Source organism: Alteromonas sp. ABD4_190 (assembly GCF_056160105.1).
Window position 1 is genome coordinate 1,614,095 of sequence record NZ_JBSWWN010000001.1, and the last position, 20,844, is coordinate 1,634,938.

At 44.9% G+C, this 20,844-nt stretch carries 24 protein-coding genes; 13 read left to right on the plus strand and 11 right to left on the minus strand.

What is annotated here, in order from left to right; all coding sequences use genetic code 11:
* Position 1 precedes the first annotated feature (1 nt).
* Positions 2-877, plus strand: a complete 876-nt coding sequence (locus tag ACXAFM_RS07145; protein WP_474833984.1) for a DMT family transporter — start codon at positions 2-4, stop codon at positions 875-877.
* A 32-nt stretch (positions 878-909) separates the two neighbouring features.
* Positions 910-1,602 (plus strand): glycerophosphodiester phosphodiesterase, encoded by a 693-nt coding sequence (locus tag ACXAFM_RS07150; RefSeq protein ID WP_474833986.1) that lies wholly within the window; start codon positions 910-912, stop codon positions 1,600-1,602.
* Positions 1,603-1,754: 152 nt separating this feature from the next.
* Here the strand turns inward: ACXAFM_RS07150 and ACXAFM_RS07155 are convergent, their stop codons facing one another.
* From ACXAFM_RS07155 to ACXAFM_RS07165, 3 genes are all read right to left on the minus strand, one after another.
* Positions 1,755-2,183, minus strand: coding sequence for a MerC domain-containing protein (locus ACXAFM_RS07155; RefSeq protein ID WP_474828158.1), 429 nt, complete (start codon positions 2,181-2,183; stop codon positions 1,755-1,757).
* A gap of 158 nt (positions 2,184-2,341) precedes the next feature.
* The gene (locus ACXAFM_RS07160; protein ID WP_474828160.1) at positions 2,342-3,250 is read right to left on the minus strand and encodes a divergent polysaccharide deacetylase family protein; all 909 of its coding nucleotides are present in this window, start codon (positions 3,248-3,250) and stop codon (positions 2,342-2,344) included.
* Positions 3,251-3,432: 182 nt separating this feature from the next.
* Complete coding sequence (locus ACXAFM_RS07165) at positions 3,433-4,596, minus strand: murein hydrolase activator EnvC family protein (protein ID WP_474828162.1); 1,164 nt, start codon at positions 4,594-4,596, stop codon at positions 3,433-3,435.
* 265 nt (positions 4,597-4,861) lie between these two features.
* On the opposite strand from ACXAFM_RS07165, the gene ACXAFM_RS07170 reads away from it, so the two are divergent.
* From ACXAFM_RS07170 to gpsA, 4 genes are all read left to right on the plus strand, one after another.
* Positions 4,862-5,287 (plus strand): rhodanese-like domain-containing protein, encoded by a 426-nt coding sequence (locus ACXAFM_RS07170; RefSeq protein WP_474828164.1) that lies wholly within the window; start codon positions 4,862-4,864, stop codon positions 5,285-5,287.
* A gap of 12 nt (positions 5,288-5,299) precedes the next feature.
* Positions 5,300-5,560, plus strand: a complete 261-nt coding sequence (gene grxC / locus ACXAFM_RS07175; RefSeq protein ID WP_474833988.1) for a glutaredoxin 3 — start codon at positions 5,300-5,302, stop codon at positions 5,558-5,560.
* A 62-nt stretch (positions 5,561-5,622) separates the two neighbouring features.
* Positions 5,623-6,132, plus strand: a complete 510-nt coding sequence (gene secB, locus ACXAFM_RS07180; protein ID WP_014948068.1) for a protein-export chaperone SecB — start codon at positions 5,623-5,625, stop codon at positions 6,130-6,132.
* A gap of 10 nt (positions 6,133-6,142) precedes the next feature.
* Entirely contained in the window at positions 6,143-7,174 is a 1,032-nt protein-coding gene (gpsA, locus tag ACXAFM_RS07185) for an NAD(P)H-dependent glycerol-3-phosphate dehydrogenase (protein ID WP_474833990.1), read from the plus strand.
* A gap of 90 nt (positions 7,175-7,264) precedes the next feature.
* Here the strand turns inward: gpsA and ACXAFM_RS07190 are convergent, their stop codons facing one another.
* From ACXAFM_RS07190 to ACXAFM_RS07210, 5 genes are all read right to left on the minus strand, one after another.
* Positions 7,265-7,657: an NAD(FAD)-dependent dehydrogenase gene (locus tag ACXAFM_RS07190; protein WP_474828170.1), complete on the minus strand. Its 393-nt coding sequence runs from the start codon at positions 7,655-7,657 to the stop codon at positions 7,265-7,267.
* 170 nt (positions 7,658-7,827) lie between these two features.
* Positions 7,828-8,292 carry a tRNA (uridine(34)/cytosine(34)/5-carboxymethylaminomethyluridine(34)-2'-O)-methyltransferase TrmL gene (gene trmL / locus ACXAFM_RS07195; RefSeq protein WP_039219267.1) on the minus strand — a complete coding sequence of 155 codons (465 nt, stop codon included), beginning with the start codon at positions 8,290-8,292 and terminating at the stop codon, positions 7,828-7,830.
* Between the two features lie 65 nt (positions 8,293-8,357).
* Positions 8,358-9,326 carry an alpha/beta fold hydrolase gene (locus tag ACXAFM_RS07200; RefSeq protein WP_474833992.1) on the minus strand — a complete coding sequence of 323 codons (969 nt, stop codon included), beginning with the start codon at positions 9,324-9,326 and terminating at the stop codon, positions 8,358-8,360.
* A 60-nt stretch (positions 9,327-9,386) separates the two neighbouring features.
* On the minus strand, positions 9,387-10,745 hold the full coding sequence (locus ACXAFM_RS07205) for an ATP-binding protein (RefSeq protein ID WP_474828175.1): 1,359 nt from the start codon (positions 10,743-10,745) through the stop codon (positions 9,387-9,389).
* Positions 10,745-11,488: a response regulator gene (locus ACXAFM_RS07210; protein WP_474828177.1), complete on the minus strand. Its 744-nt coding sequence runs from the start codon at positions 11,486-11,488 to the stop codon at positions 10,745-10,747. The genes ACXAFM_RS07205 and ACXAFM_RS07210 overlap by 1 nt, the downstream gene beginning before the upstream one ends.
* A gap of 211 nt (positions 11,489-11,699) precedes the next feature.
* On the opposite strand from ACXAFM_RS07210, the gene ACXAFM_RS07215 reads away from it, so the two are divergent.
* Positions 11,700-12,530 carry a Spy/CpxP family protein refolding chaperone gene (locus ACXAFM_RS07215; protein ID WP_474833994.1) on the plus strand — a complete coding sequence of 277 codons (831 nt, stop codon included), beginning with the start codon at positions 11,700-11,702 and terminating at the stop codon, positions 12,528-12,530.
* Positions 12,531-12,599: 69 nt separating this feature from the next.
* Here the strand turns inward: ACXAFM_RS07215 and ACXAFM_RS07220 are convergent, their stop codons facing one another.
* Both ACXAFM_RS07220 and ACXAFM_RS07225 read right to left on the minus strand, forming a co-directional pair.
* Positions 12,600-13,829, minus strand: coding sequence for a flagellar assembly protein T N-terminal domain-containing protein (locus ACXAFM_RS07220; RefSeq protein WP_474833996.1), 1,230 nt, complete (start codon positions 13,827-13,829; stop codon positions 12,600-12,602).
* A 13-nt stretch (positions 13,830-13,842) separates the two neighbouring features.
* Entirely contained in the window at positions 13,843-14,592 is a 750-nt protein-coding gene (locus ACXAFM_RS07225; RefSeq protein ID WP_474809047.1) for a flagellar basal body L-ring protein FlgH, read from the minus strand.
* 161 nt (positions 14,593-14,753) lie between these two features.
* On the opposite strand from ACXAFM_RS07225, the gene ACXAFM_RS07230 reads away from it, so the two are divergent.
* A complete protein-coding gene (locus tag ACXAFM_RS07230; RefSeq protein ID WP_474833998.1) occupies positions 14,754-15,671 on the plus strand; it encodes a hypothetical protein in 918 nt (305 codons plus the stop codon).
* 53 nt (positions 15,672-15,724) lie between these two features.
* Here ACXAFM_RS07230 and ACXAFM_RS07235 read toward each other — a convergent pair whose 3' ends face one another.
* On the minus strand, positions 15,725-16,135 hold the full coding sequence (locus ACXAFM_RS07235) for a methylglyoxal synthase (protein ID WP_474834000.1): 411 nt from the start codon (positions 16,133-16,135) through the stop codon (positions 15,725-15,727).
* Between the two features lie 420 nt (positions 16,136-16,555).
* Here ACXAFM_RS07235 and ACXAFM_RS07240 point away from each other — a divergent pair, with 420 nt between their 5' ends.
* The 5 genes from ACXAFM_RS07240 to ACXAFM_RS07260 all read left to right on the plus strand — a co-directional run bounded on the left by ACXAFM_RS07240 (position 16,556) and on the right by ACXAFM_RS07260 (position 20,780).
* On the plus strand, positions 16,556-16,681 hold the full coding sequence (locus ACXAFM_RS07240) for a hypothetical protein (protein ID WP_276203235.1): 126 nt from the start codon (positions 16,556-16,558) through the stop codon (positions 16,679-16,681).
* A 107-nt stretch (positions 16,682-16,788) separates the two neighbouring features.
* Complete coding sequence (argC, locus tag ACXAFM_RS07245; protein WP_474834002.1) at positions 16,789-17,802, plus strand: N-acetyl-gamma-glutamyl-phosphate reductase; 1,014 nt, start codon at positions 16,789-16,791, stop codon at positions 17,800-17,802.
* The gene (gene argB / locus ACXAFM_RS07250; RefSeq protein WP_474834004.1) at positions 17,799-18,629 is read left to right on the plus strand and encodes an acetylglutamate kinase; all 831 of its coding nucleotides are present in this window, start codon (positions 17,799-17,801) and stop codon (positions 18,627-18,629) included. The genes argC and argB overlap by 4 nt, the downstream gene beginning before the upstream one ends.
* Positions 18,626-19,537: an ornithine carbamoyltransferase gene (locus tag ACXAFM_RS07255; protein WP_474834006.1), complete on the plus strand. Its 912-nt coding sequence runs from the start codon at positions 18,626-18,628 to the stop codon at positions 19,535-19,537. The genes argB and ACXAFM_RS07255 overlap by 4 nt, the downstream gene beginning before the upstream one ends.
* 37 nt (positions 19,538-19,574) lie before the next feature.
* The gene (locus ACXAFM_RS07260) at positions 19,575-20,780 is read left to right on the plus strand and encodes an argininosuccinate synthase (RefSeq protein ID WP_334050339.1); all 1,206 of its coding nucleotides are present in this window, start codon (positions 19,575-19,577) and stop codon (positions 20,778-20,780) included.
* The last annotated feature ends 64 nt before the right edge of the window (positions 20,781-20,844 follow it).

The window sequence follows — 20,844 nt, forward strand, 5'->3', positions numbered from 1 at the left end:
TATGGATGCTGTTAAAAAAAGCCTGATTTCGCTTCACCTCACGGTCATTTTATTAGGTGGTACAGCCCTTTTCTCTAGGCTTGTACCACTTAGTGCCAGTGACATTACGCTGGTGCGTTCAGTATTTGCTTGCATCGCCCTGCTGGCATTTTTGAAACTGGCCGGAAATAAAATAAAGCTAAATTCCAGAAAAGATTATGGCGTCGCTCTTGGTCTAGGGCTTTTAATGGCGCTACATTGGGTTACCTATTTTGCCGCAATGCAATATGCTGGCGTATCTGTGGGCATGATTGCGCTATTTACCTTTCCTGTCATTACAGTGCTTATTGAACCTTTTTTCGAACGAGTTAGACTGGTGTGGCAGGACATTGTATCTACGTTAACGGTAGTCATTGGTGTTTATTTAATTGTGCCCGAAACGTCGTTGGAAAATGACGTTACCCTTGGGGTACTTATCGGTATTGCATCTGCCATCTTGTATTCGTTTAGAAACCTTATTCACCGTAAGCATTTTAAGCACTACAGCGGTGCGCAAGCTATGGCGTGGCAAACATTAGTTATCAGTGTATTGATGCTGCCAATAGGCAGTGCTGAAATAGCCTCGGCGTCAACGAGCTCTTGGCTAATGCTGTTACTTTTAGGCACAGTATTTACCGCGCTTCCCCATGCTTTAATTGCGGCGAGTTTGCGCCACTTGCGGGCAAAGACATTTTCACTCATTGCCTGCATGCAGCCGCTTTACGGTGTTTTTCTTGCCATCATTTTACTAAATGAAAAGCCTGGTTTAAGCGCACTTCTAGGCGGCATTCTTATTACGTCAGCGTCAGTCTATGAAACGCTCAACACGCATAAGTTACACGGCGCGAACGATAAGTAATGTTCACTCTGAGACTAGAGAAGGGAATGTAGATGCTAATTTTTGCCCACCGTGGCGCTAGTAAAGCCGCCCCAGAAAATACGCTTAGAGCGTTTAAGCTGGCCTTCGAGCAAGATGCCGACGGCATTGAGTTTGATACTTATCAACACGAAAGCGGCATTATTGTTTTTCACGATAGAACCCTTACACGTAGAGCTCGCGAGACAGGTTATTTGTTAGATACGCCTTGGCAATCCCTCAAACAAATGGACATTGGCGATGGAGAGCGCATCCCCTCTCTTTACGAAACGCTTGAATGCGTTCCAGGTAGTAAGTGGTGCAACATTGAAATTAAGCACTTACACGATGTCGATAGCTGGGTAAATGACGTTAAAGCTGCAATGAAGCAAAGTAGCATAAGTGCTGACAAGCTACTTATATCTTCATTCAACCATCACTGGCTTAAAGCGATTACACACCTATGGCCGGAAGTAAAAATTGGCGCGTTAACCGCAAGCTACGAACTAGACTGCACAGCCAGCGCGCGGGCCCTTAGCGCTTACTCGTTAAATATTGCGCTAGACGCGGTGGATAAGCAGTTTGTGCAAACGGCATTGCAGGAAGGTTTTGATGTATTCGTTTATACGGTAGACGAACCTAGAGATATGCTAATGCTTAAAGAGTGGGGGGTAACCGGCATATTTACTAATCTGCCAAATGTAGCACTTAATACGCTATCTGATTAGGTCACGTATTTTCTTAAGCCTATGTTCTCTTAATTATACCAATCCGTATAGATAAGTGCTCGCTGAGTGGGTAATTATCTCTGCGGACTGGTATTACACCAGATACAAAAAAACGAGCCATTGGCTCGTTTCTTAAAACTTTGTTTTGATAGCTACTTAAAATCAGTAGATAGGTGGTCTGAGAACACTGTATTTTTGCAGCACTTACACTGTCGACACAGGCGCATATTGACCCAGTGACCCGCTACAATTAGTCCTGCCCCTAACGCAATAGTAAATGGCTCGTAATGATGCCCAAAAATATCTTTATTCCAATAAATTGCGCCACCAGTAAACAGTAGTGCTAGCGGGTAATATTTGCCGTGGTAGCGAATGGCACCGCTAATCAAGGCTACCGCCCCAACAATCAGTGAGAACGTCAGAATAGTTCTTTCAAACCATACTTGCGCAAAAAAGCTAGAACCGATAAGCGGTAACAGAGGCACCAAAACAGGCAGCGCAAGGCAATGCAGCGCACACAAGCTCGACACCCAGATGCCAAGTTTGTCTAGTTTTGTTGGATTCTCGTCAATTGGAGTCATTACTCTAATTACCACCGTGCTTAAAAATATATACGCGAACCATTCGCCAGAGACGTTATATTATAACAGACTCATAAAAATGAGAAACGTTCCCACATTAAATTTTGATCTTATCGAGATGAAAATAGACTAATTAAGTACGGGAAAAGACGAAGATGTTACTCGTTAGGCGCTGTAGTCGCGCGTTCAGTTACCTTTTTAGATAATGTACTTTGCACAAAGCCACTATTAACAAAAGTATTCTGCTCATTTATTTCAGAGCCTATTTTGTTTACATCTGCACGAGTAAGATGAGCAGTCTGGCTCCGCTCTTTACCAAACTGTTTAGCCACTTTAGATGCGTATGAAAAATGGTCGGCTACTGAAGTAAGGGTAAACCCCTCTTTTTCAAGAGAGGGTAAATGCGTATTTAGAAAATCAATTGTTTCTGGGTGAGGGTGACCAATCACTACAACGTGACCATTCTTTTGAGCGATGCGTTTCATTTGATTAAACTGCTTCAACAAGAACGACGGCTCTAATTTGTGGTCCAGAAATACCTGCCTGCTTGCGCTAGGCACCCCCAAACGCTGCGCAATTTCTTCACCTTTAGTTAGTACAGTAGTTCTGCTATCTACAAAGAACAGACCTTGGCGCTTCACCTCTTTTAACAGTGCTTCCATTCCTTCTTGCTGACCGGTGAAAGCACTGCCCATGTGGTTGTTGACACCCACTGCGTTTGGCACACTTTTCATCGCTTTGCGCAAATTATGAGTAATAGCCCCGGCAAACATATCCGTGGTTAATCCAAGCGGCCCCATTTCATTGCCATTTTGTGCCTGCATAGGCATATGGAGCATAACCGCCCTGCCCTCAAGCTCGGCACGATAGGCAATTTTAGAAGCCAGTGGCGTTTGCGGAAGTATAGAAAAAGTAATTTCTTTAGGGAGAGAAAAAGCAGCGACATCGGACGGCCTGTAGCCCAGGTCATCTAATATTATTATTATTTCTGACTTTGCTTTTACTTGAGGGCTAACAAGCCCGCATACAACAAAGATTATACAAGGCATTAGCAGACGCAGAAGCATCTAAATCACATCCGTTTTTTTAATCATTATTATTAAGCGCATTAGGTGAATTACTTCACTTTGTCGCTAAGCATACCAATAACGAAAGTTCTTTCAACAAAACTAAGGCTTAAATCGCTGAATGTTACTTTAAACGGCAACATAAAAGGTTACTGTGAAAAGTATATTGTGACTGAGGCGAACTAATCCAGCCAAGCTTTCGGGTTTAGCGCCTTGCCCTTGTGACGAATTTCAAAGTAAAGATTAGGATATTCCTGACCACCGCTTCGACCAACAAGTGCAATGCGCTCCCCTTGGCTTACGTCATCGCCTGCTTGCTTAAGGAGCGCTTGATTGTGGCCATAAACACTCATGTAGCCATCGCCATGATCGACAATAGCCACTAGACCAAACCCTCGAAGCCAATCGGCATACAACACTCGGCCTGGCGCAATACTGTTAACGGGGTCGCCCTCAGCGCCATCTATCACAATACCTTTCCAAGATACTTGCCCTTGACGGCGACTACCAAATAAATGACGTATTCTGCCTTTCACGGGGGCGGGAAGTTTCCCTTTTCTTTTGGCAAGTCCATTCATGCTGAACTCAGCCGCACGCGCAGCGCGTTCAGCTGCTATACGGGCTGCTTCAATAGCACCTCTGAGCGCTTTCTCATCGGCTCGTAATGATGCAATGCGCTGACTTTCTGAAGCAATAGTTTTATTTATTTTCTTTAGCGTTGTTTTACGGTCCGCTTGACGAGTAATAAGCACGGCCCGCTGGCTTTCTTGGTCGTCTTTGAGCGCGGCTAACGACGATGCTTTCTCACTAAGCTCAGCAGTTACCTCTTCAAGTCTTGCAACATTACTTCTAAAACTTTCGATTTCTTTTTGGCGCGCTTTCGCCACGTATTGATAGTAGGTAATAACACGCTCAAAAGTACGCGCATCATCTTGATAAAAAAGCATCTTAGCGTAGTCGTAGTGACCCGCCATAAACGCACTTTTGAGTTGACTTGCCAGTAAAGATTGCTGTTTGCGAATAGCAACTTTCAATGCATCTTGCTCTTCTTTTAGCGTAGCTTCTTCTTGCTTAACGCTTTTTAGCGCTTGTTCGGTCGTCGATAACGCTGTTGCTACTTTTGCTATTTCTAGCTCTGAGGTCTTCAGTACGGCTTTTAGCTCTTCTGCGCTGGCTTTATTGTTTTCGAGCACTTGCTGCCTCGCACGCAGTTCGGCCTGCAGCTTTGCTAACTTTTCTCTTTGCGCACTAGCTTCGCTGTCTTGAGCTAACGCGTCACTTCCAATTGGCATAACAGCCAGAGCTACTATGCATCCGATAACTGAAAGAAATGAACGTGCTGACATAACGTGCGCTTAAAACCTCTACTTTTGCAATGGTGATAACTGCCTGACCAGCTGTATTTCACCACCACTATTAATAACAACATCCAGTGTATCTGACGGCTTCCCATATGCCCAGTGCAATTTATCCGTAATATCAACCATCTAAAGTATTTACGCTCAAGGCGTAGTGTCCGTCTCTTCGCTAACTGAAAGGTAAGCTGGTTTCTCGCCCATTTTTCTATATACTTTGCACTCTTTTCATGGTCTGTAGACAGGGTTAGAGGTAATGGATCAACTAATAGAATTTGCTAGCAACAATATTATTCTTGCTGGTATTTGGGTTGCGCTGATTGCCATGTTGATATTTAGCTATATCAGTGCATGGACATCTTCAGTAAAAGAATTAAGCACGCACGAAGCAACGGTTTTGATGAATAAAGACGATGCGATAGTGCTAGATACACGCCCTGCGAAAGAGTTTAAAGCTGGCCATATTTTGGGTGCCAGACAAATTAAACCTGAAGAGTTGCGTGAGAAAAACTTCAAGAAACTTGAAAACAGTAAAGACAAACCCATTATCGTAGTATGCGCTATGGGTAATCAGGCTCGTGGTACAGCAAATGCGATGCTTAAAGATGGTTTCGCGAATGTGAGTGTATTAAAAGGCGGAATGAACGCGTGGCAAAGTGCCAGCCTTCCCGTTTCTAAATAACAGGTAACCTTTATGAGCAAAGTAGAACTTTACACCAAGGGCCACTGCCCTTACTGCCACCGTGCAAAAGCATTGCTAACGCAAAAAGGTGTAGAATTTATTGAATACCCAATAGATGTTAAGCCTGAACTGCGCGACGAGATGATTGAACGTGCAAACGGCGGCTGGACTGTTCCGCAAATTTTCATTGACGATCAGCACGTTGGTGGCTGTGACGATATGATGGCTTTGGAAGCACGAAGCAAACTAAATCCAATGTTGGGTTTGGCGTAAAGCGTCAGCGCATACAGCAACGCACTACATTAAATTAAAACGACAATTAAATAGGAAATACCATGGCTGACGAAAATCAGACAAATAACGGCGAAGCAGCGGGCGCACAAGCGCAACAGAGTGCTCAGTTCAATATTCAGCGTATCTACACAAAAGATATCTCTTTTGAGTCTCCAAACGCGCCAGCTATTTTCACTAAAGAGTGGAAGCCTGAAATTAAACTAGACATCGACACTAGCACTAACAAGCTAGAAGAAAATGTATTTGAAGTTGTACTTTCAGTTACCGTTACGGCAACGCTTGGTGAAGAAACCGCATTCCTTTGTGAAGTGCAACAAGCAGGTATCTTCGCTATTGGCGAAATGCCAGACCAAAACAAAGCGCACACGCTGGGCTCGTTCTGCCCGAACATGCTTTTCCCATATGCGCGTGAAACCATTTCTAACTTGGTTAACCGTGGAACATTCCCTCCACTTAACCTAGCGCCTGTAAACTTCGACGCTATCTTTGCAGCTTACGTGCAAAAACGTGCACAGCAAGCGCAGGGCGAAGCGCCAAAAATGGACGCCTAATTAGGTGAACATGAAACACGTGGACATGAAGTCGAATTCGGTTTCAGAGTCAGTTTCGGTATTAGGGGCGGGGTCTTACGGCACCGCCCTTGCTTTTTGTCTTGCCAGAAATGGCAACCCCACACTGCTTTGGGGCCGTGATGAAAAGCACATTGTCGAAATGGAAGCGAACCGAGAGAATGCTCGTTATCTTCCAGGCGCAACATTTCCAGATGCACTGGTGGTTAATGCCGACTTAGAAGACGTTGTTGCTGCCAGCAAAGATATTTTAGTGGTTGTACCTAGCCATGCGTTTGCAGCTATGCTTCAAAGCTTAAAGCCATTGCTTAAACCGCATCAACGTATTATTTGGGCGACCAAAGGACTTGAGCCAAAAACTGGCCGTTTGCTTCGCGATGTGGCAGAGGAAATACTGGGTACCGACTATCCCCTAGCCGTGTTATCAGGCCCTACCTTTGCTAAAGAAATGGTAGCGGGATTACCTACTGCAATTTCATTGTCTTCTACCGACGATGCTTTAAGTGACGAATTTGCAGCAAAGCTGCATTGTGCAAAGTCGTTCAGAGTATACAAAAACTCAGACTTTACTGGCGTTCAGCTTGGTGGTGCGGTTAAAAACGTTATCGCTATTGGCGCGGGCCTAGCCGATGGCCTTGGCTTTGGTGCAAACGCGCGAACGGCGCTGATCACCCGAGGTTTAGCAGAGCTTACCCGTTTGGGCGTGAAGCTGGGTGCAAGTCCAGAAACCTTTATGGGTATGGCGGGTCTTGGCGATTTAGTATTAACCTGTACTGACAATCAGTCGCGCAACCGTCGCTTTGGGCTGGCTTTGGGTCAAGGCAAGAGTGTCGATGTTGCTATTGACGAAATCGGACAAGTGGTTGAGGGATATCGCAACACTGAAGAAGTGCATATATTGTCTAAAAAAGTAGGCGTAGAAATGCCTATTTGTGAACAAATTTATGCTGTGCTTTATCACGGAAAATCCCCTAAAGAGGCGGCCTTAGCTCTGCTTGGTCGAGACCTCAAGCAAGAAGCCTAGTGAATAATTGATGGTTTTTGCTTGGTAGCAAAAACCATCAACCGTTTAACGCCCCACTTATTCTATCTATATCCAGCCTATTAACCTGTCTTAGCGGCCTTCTCTTACCACGATCACTTTAGTGTTGTCGTGATAGCCAACGTGACTGCGCTTGTGGCGTTTCACTTTTTTCACCTTTTTGTAGGGGGAATCAACAACCACATAGCGATTCCCATGCTTGCGATAGTAATGATTATTAGCAACGTAATAACGATGATTGTCGATAACCTCCACTCTATGCGCACCTGGCAAGACGTTAACGTACAGGCCAATTTCAGGAACGCGTATGGCTACGTCAATAAGCGGACGAGCAGGTTGCGTAATAATAGTGACTCTTTCATTCGCCCCTCTATTCGAGTGAGAATGATGACCTGAATGGGCGCTTGCCTGCCCCGCAATCATTAAGCAAACGCCAGTGATAATACCCAGTGTGATACGTTTCATACTGCTTCTCCTAACTCATTCGTGCATGTTCACAGGCTATATTAATGAGTGAAGCTGAACGAAAACTGACTCAGGCAGGCTTTACAGTGTCTTTACACTAGGCGCAAAAAAGCCCCAGCAAGGGGGCTTCGTAAAAGTGAATGTCTTCGGGCTGCTTTTAACACCTTCTGCTAGCGTGCCCCTTCGTAGCCAAATTGACGCCAGCTTTCATACACAAAGACAGATACGGCATTGGATAGGTTCATGCTGCGACTGTCTGGCAACATGGGAATGCGAACACGCTGCTCTGGAGGTAACGACTGAATATAATCGTCGGGTAAACCACGGGTTTCAGGACCAAATATAAGTGCATCACCTTTTTGATACGATACATCGCTATGAAACGCTTTGCCTTTTGTTGTACAAGCGAATACTCGATTTGGTTTTGCATCTTCAAGGTAGGCTTCTAAGTTTGCATGGCGCTTAACGTGAGCAAATTCATGATAATCTAAACCTGCACGTCGTACTCGCTTGTCGTCCCACTCAAAACCTAAAGGCTCGATTAAATGTAGTGTGAACCCACTGTTTGCGCATAGACGGATAATATTTCCCGTATTTGGCGGGATCTCTGGCTGATAAAGTACGACATCAAGCATGTTTTTAAACGACCTTCACTGTTAATAACCGACGTATTCTACAACGAAACACGGAAATTCATCACCTACTCTGCGATCAAGAAGTCTAGAATTCTGGAAAGAGAGCGCTCGCGAATGTCGTCTGACTCGGTGAATAATTCATGATAAGCCCTTGGTATAATTTCAAGCTCAGCATTTGGCATTAGGTGTGCCACCCTTCGTTGGCGCTTATTATCTATTATGGCGTCATCGTCGGCGCTTAAAACTAGTGCTGGAGTGGTGATTGCCGCCGCACTATCTTCAATCCTATTCATAGCCTGATGGGCTGCGGCCAACCATTCAGTAGTTACGCCCCCAAGCTGGATTTCTTGCTCTTCATCATATAACTCGCGAAACAACGCATAGCGGGTTTTACTGTGGGTAAGCTTATTCAATGAAAAAGGAAACGCAATATACGGTGTTTGACCGAAGAAATACCCTGCGTCTGCTTTTTTCATTCTATTTACCGCTAGGCCGGTTCGGATTAAGCCATTCGCCAACCAATTAGGCAAGGAAGGTTTAATACCGAACATGGGCGAAGCCAGCACAGCTTTGGAGAACAAGTTAGGCAAACGCAACAGTGTAAGCGCTCCGATAGCGCCGCCCATCGAGTGGCAAACCAGCTGTAACGGACCTTGCTGTAGCGGTTTCACTATTGTTTCTACGAACATGACAAAGTCATCAACATAGTCATCAAAATCCGCGACATACCCGTGTTGAGGATCACGTGTCATTCTGTCAGACAAGCCTTGCCCTCGATGATCGAGAATAAAAACGGCAAAGCCGTTCTGATAAAGGTCGTAAATAAACTCTTTGTATTTTAAGTAAGACTCTATGCGACCCGAACAAATAACAATAGTGGCTTGCGGCGTTTCTGGAATACAGTAGGCGTAGCGCACCTTTATATCATCTTTGCCAGTGAAATGGCCCTGAGTAACACTGTCCTGCCAAAAAGGATTAATGTGGGAGGCGAAGGTGCTGGCTAAATTGTTTTCTGATGTGAACATCCAGTTCATAAATACCCTATTAAAGTTAATAGGCGCTCTTGGTAAGACTGCAGAGCATCGTCAAAGTTACTACTTCGGAAATGACAGGGTTACTCGCAGCCCACCGCGCTCAACAGGTTCAGCTATAATTCGCCCATGATGCAACTCAACAGATGCTTTTGCAATGGATAAACCTAGTCCAACGCCTCCTGACTCTCGCTCCCTTGCAAGGGTAGCCCGATAAAACGGCGAAAATATACGTTCACATTCCTCTACCGTCAGCCCCTCACCGTCATCGGTGATATGAATGCTCCACTGCTCATCGTCTTCACTATACGAAATATGCGTTAAAAAGCTGCTGTGACGAATGGCGTTACGCAGAACATTTTCCACAGCGCGACAGAGCATCATACTGTCGATGACAACAATTTTTTTAGGTATATCATCAATTTTTAACTGTTTGTTTTTATTTGCTGCTTCAAAATTCGCATCGGTAAAAACTTCGTTGAGCACTAACGATAGCATCTGTTTTTCCATCTTAGCTTGACCAGCCTCGGCACGACTTAATGTTAGCAACTGACTTACCAGCGTTTCCATACGGTCAGCTTCTCGCTCTACCCGCGCTAACGTCTCTGGGTCTACATTTTGTTGATGGGCAAGACCAAGCGCCATTTGTAACCGTGCAAGCGGTGAGCGAAGTTCGTGTGATACATCGGCTAATAAGCGCTTTTGCGCCCCCCACATCGACTCTAACTGCTCAGCCATTTTATTAAAGTCGCGCGAAAGCTGCCCTAGCTCGTCATGACGTTTAGCCGCTCGCCCTACCCGCGCCTGCCAGTCGCCATTTGCTATGCGTTTCGCTGAGATTTGGATACGTAAGATAGGGTTTGTCAGTGATTTCGCAAACAACCAGCTCAATAATATGGTGGTGATCAACGCGATACAAAGAAACAGTAAAACCGGTGGCGTTTGCTTTTCAGGCATTTCCAGTCTAACCGTAAAAAGCGCAAATCGGGTGCCGTTGCGCTCAAAGAAAACCGGACCCAATATTTTGAATGCTCCACGCTTCACAGCTATGGGTGACGTTTGTGTTACTAATCTAAGTAAATCCTCTCTGTCTTCGTTACGAAGCGGAGGCCCTCCACCTGAAATAACACGATTATCACTAATGTCGACAGCCACCATTCGCCCCCTCCCAGCTCTGGAATGACGATCAAGCGCTCCGCGTAATGGCGCATTTTGAAAACGATCGTTTTGAATACGCTCCACCACTTGATTGAGAGCAGCCACTTCAGGTGGCTTTATGGGTACGATTTCAAGGTCTTCGAAGAAAAGGCGGCTGCCCCAAATAGCCAATAAGGCAGTTACAATGAATGTAGCCCAAAACCAAAGGAACAAGCGGCCCATGATGGCCCGCGTTGGGCTAATACTGCGTAACAGTTTTACCATCAATGACTTCCAACAATTAACATGTACCCTATACCTCGAATGGTCTTAATTTTTTCATCTCTGGCCACTGCACCAATTTTTTTGCGTAAATTACTTACGTGCATATCAATGCTTCTATCAAAGGCTTGAAGTGGTTTACCCAGTATTTTTAAGCTTATCTCTTCTTTAGTAACGCGTTGAGCGGCATTGAGCATTAACAGGCGCAGAATTAAAAATTCCGTTGTCGTAAGTGTTAACTCAACATCATCCACTTTTGCCAGCTGACTGCGGGGACTTAGAAAGATACCATTGACGAATAAGTCTTGCTCAACGGCTCCGCCAGTTGACGACAAATTATGACGGCGGACAATAGCTTTTATTCGCGCTACAAGCTCGCGGTGGTTAAAAGGCTTAGGCAAGTAGTCATCGGCCCCCATCTCAAGGCCTAAAATGCGGTCGTAATCGTCGCCTCTTGCAGTAAGCATAAGTACTGGCGTACTGTGGCTTGCTCGAAGCTTTTTCAATACCTCAAACCCATCCATTTTGGGCATCATCACATCAAGCAGTATCAGGTCGTAATGACGCCCGGAGATCGCTTCTGATAATCCTTCTTCACCACCATTTCGCACTTGCACCTGATAACCCATACCCGATAAGTACGTGGAAAGCATTTCTGTAAGCTCTAGGTCATCATCAATAACAAGGATAGACTGCAAGTGAAAATCTGAACTCATGGTATTAAACTCTTTAACTGCTAGATTCATGAAAATGCCTGTAAATTAGATAAAACTCAACCTACGCTTGCGGGGTGCTTCGCCTTAAGCTTACAAACAACACTGACAAAACGCGTACTATATCTTTTCAGACCTTTACAATCACAAATCGGCATTACCTTTACATAAGCTTTACACTGCATTGACTGCTTTTTTAGACGCGCACGCTACGATTAGCCTGTCCGAAAAAAAGGAGACGACAATGAAAAAGTTATTAATTGCTAGTGTAACAGTAGCAGCAATTGGCTTAGGTGGCCTCGCTCTTGCGCATCCTGCCGGGCCTGGAATGCGTCACCACGAACCGGTAAAAGAAATTGTTAAACATCTTCGCGGCATCAGCTTAAGTGACGCCCAGCGCGAAGAAATAAAAACACTCGTAAGCGCATTTAAAGACGCTAACCCTCGACCTGAATTTGGTGATATTCAAAAACCTAACTTAGATTTTGCGAGCGCTACTGAAGCGCAGATCAGCGCTTTTATCCAAACCCAAATTGAAGAGCGCGAAGCAAAGCATTTTGCTTTTGCTCAACTGCGCCACGACATCTACAAGGTGCTGAATGAAGAACAGCAAGCAACTCTGTTAGCTCGAGACGCTAAAAGAGAAGTAGATAGACAACAACATCATGATGCTTTCAAAAAACAAGAAGCGCGCTTTGCCAAGCGAATGGATGGTGAGGGTCAAGGTCCTAAACCCAAGCCTAGGGAGTTTTTGTTCGAAGGCATTGAATTAACCGACGCACAAATAGAAAGCCTTGCTGAGCTTCGCGAGTCGTTCAAAGAGACATCGAAAACAAATAGAGAGACGCTACGCAATTTTAAAGACGCCCAGCGAGATTTAATTCGAAGCCAGTCTTTCTCTGAAGACGCTTGGGACGCGCTTATCGCGCAATACAAAGATAGCCTTGTTAATGCCGGCGTGGAAAAAGCTAGACAGCACCAGGCCATGTTTCAAGTCCTAACATCAGAGCAGCAAGCGCAACTAGCAGCTCTGCGCGAAGAAGAACGTAAGCTACACGAGCTATTTAAGCCTTAACGCTTAGCTTTTTTACCCTTTTTACCCACCTTACCCACCGTAAAAAGTGCTGGCTTCGGCCAGCCTTTTTTATGGCTGAGCCTCAGACAACTTTTGTGTTACGGATAAGGTCAGTGGCGTCACAAAATCACCAAGATGTACGCTATCACTACCTGGCTCAGCCTTAAGCAAGCTAACCTCGTCAGCCACTTCAAATACTTCTAAAGTAAGGGTATTACTCGAAAATAAACCCGATTTTCTTGATAACCCTAGGGTAGGTAACGCGCGTTGCTTTACGAGTGAAAATTTATCTCCTGCCGTCAAACCGCTATTTTTACCTAGGTCGATTGCAATATAGTCCGGCGATATATCTATAACTTGCGCATAGGTTGTTTCGCACTGTAATGCCCCATGAATATCGGTAATGGCAGCGTGTATAGTGTTTAGCACCATTCGACCAAAATCACTTCGCCACAAAAGGCTATTGTTACTATCTACAGAATCGTGTTGAGAGAACGGCCAGTCCGCTTCACTGTGATAGCTATCGTTGAAAATAACTTTCGCTTTAAACGTATCGAGTACGTAAACCTGAACAGTAAAGTTTCTGCGAAGTGCTGTACTATCGCTTTCAAATACCGACGTTGCTTGTGACACCTGTTCAAAAAGCGAAATGTCTTTAACAAACCCAAATACCACAAATTGCTGACCATACTCATTTCGAAGGTACGTGGACATCGCCGTCAAATCGACATCAGAGAGACTAGACGTTAGCCAAGTATTTACGTTAATGAGGGAAACGGGAATCTGGCTAACACTATTGCCGTTATAAAGCCCATTGAGCTGCTGTGTAAAACGTTGAGATACATGACTACCAAATGAATAAAGCATACCGGTAGCAGCTTGCTGCGGTGAAGTTAAAGAGAACTCCGTTACTAGTATCCGATGGGCTAATCCATTATTAGTACAGTTAAACAGAGGCGTAATATTAACGTTCACCACTACAGTAAGCAGGTCGTCTTTAAGTGTTTCACTTATAATTTCTACACGCTGTATTCTTCCCTGAGAGCGAATTTCTGCCTTACTAGAAAGCAGTAAACCATCTACCATAATATCTTGTGCTGATATCGTGCTGCCACTATGAAAAGCCGCATCTGCGATAGCGTTTTGTATGGCACTGGTTCTTATATCGCTTAACTCTGCCCCTGCGAGGGCTACAGTAGATTCGCCTTGTACCCATTGAGCGCAAGGCTGCTTAATCACAATTAATGAAGAGAATAAAACTAACCCAGTAAGCGTTTTACGTAATCGGCTCTTGTACATGTAATTCTCGTCACTAACCAAAAATTGAAAACAGTTTACCGATTACCGTAGGCTGCTGATTTTCCTGTAGATCACCTGTACCGCTGTATTCAATTAATGCGTTACCGACTTTAGATGACAATACTGTGTTGCTTTCATCAACGTCCTTTTTACGTACTTCTCCGGAAAAACGAATGTATTCTTTTCCCCTGTTCATGGTTATCCACTTTTCTCCGGTAACAAGTAAATTACCAGCTGGTGTTATACCGGTTACATATACAGTAATGCTGCCACTCATTGAATTTGATTGTTTGGTTTGAGCTGAGCTAGCAAATTCGCTGTCTTGCTCATGCTCTACTTCAACATCATCGCCTTCAACACGAATACCACCTAGTTTCAATGTGACGGGCGCCAAATCGAACGAAGTATTTTTGTCGGTATTAAAATCAAGAGACTTCTCTGATTGGGTCTGCTCATCGAGCTTAACTAATATCATATCTCCTACTTTAAAGTTCGCATGACGCTCATATAGGCCTATTGATTGCTCAGGGTTAAATAAAGACCCAGTAGGCACATGTAAAGTGGGTGTGGGCTGCGCTCTGGGTGGTGAATAGCGCGGATGACCAGGTTTCGGTTCGTCTTCTATTTGGCTAACTGCCCGTTGCGACACATTGGGGTTAGTAGGGCTATTTTGAACCACCTGCTCTTCTTCAGTAATTGTTTGGGCGCAACCCCCAAGTGTAAAGATTGCGATAAGTGTGTGTATATGGCATCGAACTTTCATGACATTGCTCAGTATTATTTTTTATGCAGTGTGTAATTTAAGTGCCATCCATGACCTGACAGGAGCAAGTTTAAACGAACAAATCAGAAGAAATCTCGTTCACTTTCTCTATTTGCAAAACCTTTACAAATCAACTATATGCCTGCGGGTAAGGGGATGTTATGGCCTTAGAAAACACAACCACCAGCTCTGTTGGAACTGGCTTCAATGCACTGTTATCAAAACTTGATTTAGCGTCAGGTTTCAATGACAGTAAAGCGACAAATTCTGCAACAACATCAGATAATGAAGCGGCAACAAGCGGCGATTCTTTGCCGTCTATATTCTCATTGTTACTTGAACAACAGAGTCAGACGAATGAACCAGTGGGTACATCAGATACCGTTACGGATACTATTGCGGATAAAGAAGAGGCTATCAGTGCTGCAAGCCTTGCAGCAGATGCTCTCTCACCACTGACAAACATGAGCAATGTACTTTCAGATGATGCCATAGTCGCTATGCAAGGTACGCTGTTAACTGCATTGCAAAACAATATCTTTCAAGCGTTATCCACTAATAGCGACACCACTAATACTGCTACTACCAGCGCAACGTCTGACATTAACAATACTAGTATTAATCAAAATGAAGCCAGCCCAACTTTATTCGACACCCTATACACAAACGCATTTGGTGATGACGGGCTTAACCTTAAAGACGGCTTTGATGTTTTAAATATTGCAAACCACCTGCCCATAGTGTCTGATATTTACGAGGCAACCACCTCTAGCCATACTGCTGCCGCGGCAAGTTTGGCTGGAAGCTTTTTATATGGGGGCGTAGGTGGCCTTATGTATAACGCTGTAGACTTAGCCGTTGAAAACGTTACTGGGCAAAGTATTTCAAATAACCTGTGGTCTATGGGCCAAGCTCTAGTGTCATCGTCCCTCAGCGAAATTAATGCAGATAGTGTTTTACAGGTTTCGGATGACAATGCACTAGCCTCAACGTCTATCGAGACTACTGATATAAAGGCGGGAATAGCCAATAAGGCCGCGGACGCTACTTACCAATTCGTTCAACGAGGCTTAAATTAAAGCCTCAACTTTGAACAAGCGCACGTAGAGAAAATAGTGCTTGCCCGAAGGCCTTAGAAGTTGGGTTTAACTGGCTTGTATTCAGGAGATAGGAAGAGCGGTGATGTGATCACTAAATCTGCTGTGGCTGGTGTGCAGGCTACTGGTACATTCCATACTGAACACAAACGCAATAGCGCTTTTACATCGGGGTCGTGGGGCGCTGGATTTAAGGGGTCCCAAAAGAAGAATAGCGCGTCTAGCTTGTTTTCTGCTATCAACGCGCCTATTTGCTGATCTCCGCCAAGCGGGCCGCTTTTATAGCGTGTAACGTCTAATCCGGTTTCACTGGCAACTAAACCGCCTGTTGTTCCTGTTCCTACTAAATTACACTGCTTAAGCACGTCAATGTGCTGTTTAACCCATGCCAGTAATTCGGGCTTCTTATGGTCGTGCGCCACCAGCGCTAAAGTAAGTTTGCTCATTTTATTTTCCGAGTTTAATCCCAACAACGTATTTTTACAGCTTTCTGCTTAGGTCTATAGCAACCTATCACTTATCACTGTCTGATTTCATGCGCTACTTGCGCTTTACAATTAGGGCCCGTTTTTCTTTGCAAAAACAGACTTTATTCTTAGCTTATTAAGCACCAAGGCTGCCATAAGTAAGTACGACTACTATTTATTAGCTACTAAATATAAATATTCAGTTCTATTAGTCTTGCTGTCAACTTACTGTCACAACTATAAATATATTATTAAGTATCTTGTTACAGGCTAAACAGCATAAATACAAGATAAAATATTTATACATTTTTATTGCATAATCATTCAAATTAGATACACTAGTCCACGGTTAAGGCATCCAGCCCTGAAATTTGGGTTGTAACATGATAGGAATTGATGATGACACAACCAACTCGCGTTGTTGGTTCAACCACTAGCAACGACAAAGAGTTTACCTCTCCCCTGGCTGGCTACACCTTGCATAGCGCACGACGATGCGTGTGCACATCTATGCTTATTCGGTAGCACACTTTTTACCTTTGTAATGTGGTCGCGGTTAGGCAAGGATTTACGCCCAACCAGTTTACAAAGGTAAAAAGTGATTTTTTTCTCCTTTTATTGAATTTTAAATTATGTATAGCGTTTCAATTATTGGTGCCAGTGGTTACACAGGTGCACAACTTGTTCAGTTGGTAATTCAACATCCAAAACTTACGTTAGCGGGTACTTATGTATCTGAGAAAAGTAGCGATGCGGGTAAAAATATTGCACAGCTTCACGGCAACTTGGCCCATGTCAATGCTACGCTCACGCCTATCTCAGATGCTGCCCTAACAGAGATGGCTAACGATGTTGATTTTATTTTTCTAGCAACGCCTCATGAAGCAAGCCACGACTGGATGCCTGTTCTATCTTCAGGTAAAGCAAAGGTACTTGATTTATCAGGCGCTTTTAGGTTGAAAGACACCCAAGTTTTCGAACAGTTTTATGGCTTCCCTCATACGCAAAAGCAAAGTCTAGCTCAGGCCGTTTACGGTCTTGCCGAGTGGCACGAAGCACAGATTGCCAGCGCAGATGTAATTGCTGTTCCGGGTTGCTACCCCACAGCCAGCCTTAGTGCACTTAAACCACTTGCTGAAAATAAATTGCTTGATGCAAATGTACGCCCTGTAATTAACGCCGTTTCCGGCGTATCAGGTGCAGGTAGAAAAGCCAGTTTAACCACCAGCTTTTTTGAGGTCAGTCTTCAAGCATATGGCGTATTAGGTCATCGTCATACGCCTGAAATTGAAGCGTATTTGGGCACGCCCGTTATCTTCACGCCGCACCTTGGCAACTTCAAAAGAGGTATCTTGGCAACGGTCACCGTGAAGGTTAAAGCTGGTACCACCACCGAGCAGCTTGAACAAGCGTACACTGGCGCCTATGCTGATAAACCTATTGTGCGTTTGCGTACCAGTTTTCCAAAAATTGACGACGTTGCTCATACCCCTTTTGTTGATCTTCACTGGAAGCTAGATGAAGCATCTGGGTATGCAGTGGTTACCGCTGCTATAGACAACGTTATGAAAGGTGCAGCCTCTCAGGCTATTCAATGCCTTAACATAATGACGAAACAACCAGTAGAAACAGGGTTAGTACTATGAGTGTTTCACCTATCGTAATTAAAGTTGGTGGTGCATTGCTTGATGATGCAGCAGCAATGACGCGCTTATTTTTAAGCGTAAAAGAAGTTCAAGCCACCCGCCCCGTTGTTGTGGTGCACGGTGGCGGCCCGTTAGTTGAAACCCTAATGGCGAGCCTTGGTCTTCAAAGCACTAAAATTGATGGCCTTCGCGTTACGCCCGATGAGCACATGCCTTATATTTGCGGCGCACTTGCAGGCTCTGCGAACAAACAACTTTGCGCAGCGGCACTTGCCACAGGTATTACTCCTGTTGGTTTATCTCTGCTAGACGGGAATATGGTGGTATGCGAGCCACTGGCTGATCAATACGGTGCGGTAGGCGTACCTTCAACTGCTGATGCTGCGTTTCTGAAAAACGTACTAGCGCAGTCTACACTTCCGGTAATTAGCTCTATTGGCTCAAGCCCACAAGGTAGACTGCTGAATGTCAATGCCGACCAAGCTGCTACGGTTATCGCCGAATTGCTTAACGCAGAACTTTTATTACTTTCCAATGTTGAAGGTGTATTGGACGGTGACAAGTCGCTAATTAGCGAACTTAACGCTGCAAGTATTGCGAAATATGCAGACGAAGGCGTGATCACTGACGGAATGAAGGTGAAAGTAGGTGCGGCACTTGCGTCTGCAGAGAGCCTAGACCGCGCGGTTTACATCGCAAGCTGGACAGCCGATATCAACGACATTTTAAATAAAAAAACGGGTACACAAATTATGCCCGCAGCGCTGGCAAACACAAAGCCAACAAACGCTGAATTAACAAAAGGCAATGCCGGAGAAGTACAATGAAACAGGACCTACTCACCTTTGCAGACTGGACACCCGACGCAATGAAAAACTTGCTGCAATTGGCTGTAGAAATTAAACAAGCCCCAGCAAGTTACAGCAACGTGCTAGCGGGGAAATCAATTGTTGCCCTGTTTGAAAAGCCATCTTTGCGAACCCGCGTAAGCTTTGATATTGGTATTAATAAGCTTGGCGGCCACATGGTGTACTTAGATGCACAGTCGGGCAAATTAGCAGGTCGAGAAGATGCAGTGGATACAGCAGCTAATCTAGCCTGCTGGGCTGATGCCATAGTCGCTCGCGTGTTTTCTCACGAAACCCTAGAGACCTTTGCTAAGGCTGCAAATGTGCCGGTTATTAATGCATTGTGTGATAAATATCATCCATGCCAAGGCCTTGCTGATTACCTCACTATGTTTGAACGCTTCGGCAAAACTGAAGGTCTTACTATGGCTTATGTGGGCGACGGCAACAATGTAACTCACTCACTATTAATTGTTGGTGCGCTTTTAGGTTGCAACCAAGTTGTAGTCACGCCAGAGGGGCACGAAGCGGCACCTGAAATTGTGGCGCAAGCCAAAGCGATTGCCGAGAAAACGGGTGTATCGATTGTTGAAAGCACGGACCTTAGCGCCGCTAACGGTGCAGACGTTATCTATGCAGATACATGGCTTTCAATGGGTGACGATACGCCACTTGAAGTAATCAAAGAAAAGTTCATGCCTTATCAGGTCAACGAAGCGCTGATGGAAGCAACAGGTGCAAGCTACGTTATGCACTGCCAACCTGCCCATCGCGATTTAGAAATTACAGGCTCGTTAATTGATAGCGATAAGTCGCTATTAATGCAGCAAGCCGAAAATAGAATGCATGGCCAAAACGCCATTCTTACTCAATTACTTAACGCTTAAAAAGACGCCTAAAGAGACGCTTAGAAGGATTATTTAGATGCAAAACGTTAAAAAAATCGTGCTGGCCTATTCAGGCGGGCTTGATACATCGGCCATCATTCCATGGCTTAAAGAAAACTATGGCTGTGAAGTTGTCGCATTTGCGGCAGATGTGGGCCAAGGTGATGAAGAGCTAGAAGGCCTTCACGAGAAAGCTATCGCGTCTGGCGCGAGCGAGTGCCACATTGTTGATTTAAAAGAAGAGTTCGTAAGCGAATATATCTTCCCTACTATCACGACAGGTGCAGTATACGAAGGGGAATATTTACTTGGTACGTCAATGGCGCGCCCGGTAATCGCAAAAGCGCAAGTTGAGATTGCCCGTAAAGTAGGTGCAGACGCCCTATGTCACGGTTGTACCGGTAAAGGTAACGACCAGGTGCGTTTTGAAAGCACCTTTGCCGCCCTTGCTCCAGATCTTACCGTTATCGCGCCGTGGCGTGAGTGGGATATGGTAAGCCGCGAAGACTTACTTGCGTACCTCGCTGAGCGCAATATTGCGACAACAGCGTCAGCGACAAAAATATATAGCCGTGATGCAAACGCATGGCACATCTCACATGAAGGCGGCGAGCTTGAAGATCCATGGCAAGAGCCTACCAAGCAAGTGTGGACCATGACGGTTGACCCAGAAGATGCACCAGACACGCCTGAGCGCGTTACCCTGTCTTTTGACGAAGGTAAGCTGACTCATGTTGATGGTGAAGCACTATCGCCTTATCAAGCGCTAGTTAAACTTAATACTGTTGCTGCGGCACACGGTGTTGGGCGTATCGACATTGTTGAAAACCGCCTTGTAGGCATGAAGTCACGTGGTTGTTATGAAACGCCAGGAGGCACTGTATTACTTAAAGCGTATAAAGCGCTAGAAACTATGGTGCTAGATAAAGCGGCGCTTAAATACCGCGAGCAAATTGGCCTTGAGTTCTCACATGTTATGTACGATGGCCGTTGGTTTACTGCCCTTAACGATGCACTGCTTGCTGGTGCAGCGTCTTTTGCTAAGAAAGTGACAGGCGAGATAGTGGTTAAGCTTTATAAAGGCCAAGCTACCGTTACCCAGCGTAAATCGCCCAACAGCCTTTACTCTGAAGACTTTGCTACCTTTGGTGCAGACGATGTTTACGACCAGAAGCACGCTGAGGGCTTTATCCGCCTATTCAGTCTTTCAAGTCGTATTGAAGCACTAAAAAATCAAGGTTAATTGTATACCGCGCGTAGCTTTTAGCAGCTACGCGCAGGTATCAAAGGCAACAAACAGTATTTAA

What these genes read in the sequence shown, in the direction of transcription:
- trmL (WP_039219267.1), bottom strand. Translation starts at nt 8,292, where the DNA reads ATGCTTGATGTCGTACTTTATCAGCCAGAGATCCCGCCAAATACGGGA.
- ACXAFM_RS07255 (WP_474834006.1), top strand. Translation starts at nt 18,626, where the DNA reads ATGAAACAGGACCTACTCACCTTTGCAGACTGGACACCCGACGCAATG.
- ACXAFM_RS07160 (WP_474828160.1), bottom strand. Translation starts at nt 3,250, where the DNA reads ATGCTTCTGCGTCTGCTAATGCCTTGTATAATCTTTGTTGTATGCGGG.
- ACXAFM_RS07150 (WP_474833986.1), top strand. Translation starts at nt 910, where the DNA reads ATGCTAATTTTTGCCCACCGTGGCGCTAGTAAAGCCGCCCCAGAAAAT.
- ACXAFM_RS07165 (WP_474828162.1), bottom strand. Translation starts at nt 4,596, where the DNA reads ATGTCAGCACGTTCATTTCTTTCAGTTATCGGATGCATAGTAGCTCTG.
- ACXAFM_RS07260 (WP_334050339.1), top strand. Translation starts at nt 19,575, where the DNA reads ATGCAAAACGTTAAAAAAATCGTGCTGGCCTATTCAGGCGGGCTTGAT.
- ACXAFM_RS07210 (WP_474828177.1), bottom strand. Translation starts at nt 11,488, where the DNA reads ATGAATCTAGCAGTTAAAGAGTTTAATACCATGAGTTCAGATTTTCAC.
- ACXAFM_RS07190 (WP_474828170.1), bottom strand. Translation starts at nt 7,657, where the DNA reads ATGAAACGTATCACACTGGGTATTATCACTGGCGTTTGCTTAATGATT.
- ACXAFM_RS07240 (WP_276203235.1), top strand. Translation starts at nt 16,556, where the DNA reads ATGACACAACCAACTCGCGTTGTTGGTTCAACCACTAGCAACGACAAA.
- secB (WP_014948068.1), top strand. Translation starts at nt 5,623, where the DNA reads ATGGCTGACGAAAATCAGACAAATAACGGCGAAGCAGCGGGCGCACAA.
- ACXAFM_RS07200 (WP_474833992.1), bottom strand. Translation starts at nt 9,326, where the DNA reads ATGAACTGGATGTTCACATCAGAAAACAATTTAGCCAGCACCTTCGCC.
- ACXAFM_RS07235 (WP_474834000.1), bottom strand. Translation starts at nt 16,135, where the DNA reads ATGAGCAAACTTACTTTAGCGCTGGTGGCGCACGACCATAAGAAGCCC.
- grxC (WP_474833988.1), top strand. Translation starts at nt 5,300, where the DNA reads ATGAGCAAAGTAGAACTTTACACCAAGGGCCACTGCCCTTACTGCCAC.
- ACXAFM_RS07205 (WP_474828175.1), bottom strand. Translation starts at nt 10,745, where the DNA reads ATGGTAAAACTGTTACGCAGTATTAGCCCAACGCGGGCCATCATGGGC.
- ACXAFM_RS07170 (WP_474828164.1), top strand. Translation starts at nt 4,862, where the DNA reads ATGGATCAACTAATAGAATTTGCTAGCAACAATATTATTCTTGCTGGT.
- ACXAFM_RS07155 (WP_474828158.1), bottom strand. Translation starts at nt 2,183, where the DNA reads ATGACTCCAATTGACGAGAATCCAACAAAACTAGACAAACTTGGCATC.
- gpsA (WP_474833990.1), top strand. Translation starts at nt 6,143, where the DNA reads ATGAAACACGTGGACATGAAGTCGAATTCGGTTTCAGAGTCAGTTTCG.
- ACXAFM_RS07215 (WP_474833994.1), top strand. Translation starts at nt 11,700, where the DNA reads ATGAAAAAGTTATTAATTGCTAGTGTAACAGTAGCAGCAATTGGCTTA.
- argB (WP_474834004.1), top strand. Translation starts at nt 17,799, where the DNA reads ATGAGTGTTTCACCTATCGTAATTAAAGTTGGTGGTGCATTGCTTGAT.
- ACXAFM_RS07225 (WP_474809047.1), bottom strand. Translation starts at nt 14,592, where the DNA reads ATGAAAGTTCGATGCCATATACACACACTTATCGCAATCTTTACACTT.
- argC (WP_474834002.1), top strand. Translation starts at nt 16,789, where the DNA reads ATGTATAGCGTTTCAATTATTGGTGCCAGTGGTTACACAGGTGCACAA.
- ACXAFM_RS07145 (WP_474833984.1), top strand. Translation starts at nt 2, where the DNA reads ATGGATGCTGTTAAAAAAAGCCTGATTTCGCTTCACCTCACGGTCATT.
- ACXAFM_RS07220 (WP_474833996.1), bottom strand. Translation starts at nt 13,829, where the DNA reads ATGTACAAGAGCCGATTACGTAAAACGCTTACTGGGTTAGTTTTATTC.
- ACXAFM_RS07230 (WP_474833998.1), top strand. Translation starts at nt 14,754, where the DNA reads ATGGCCTTAGAAAACACAACCACCAGCTCTGTTGGAACTGGCTTCAAT.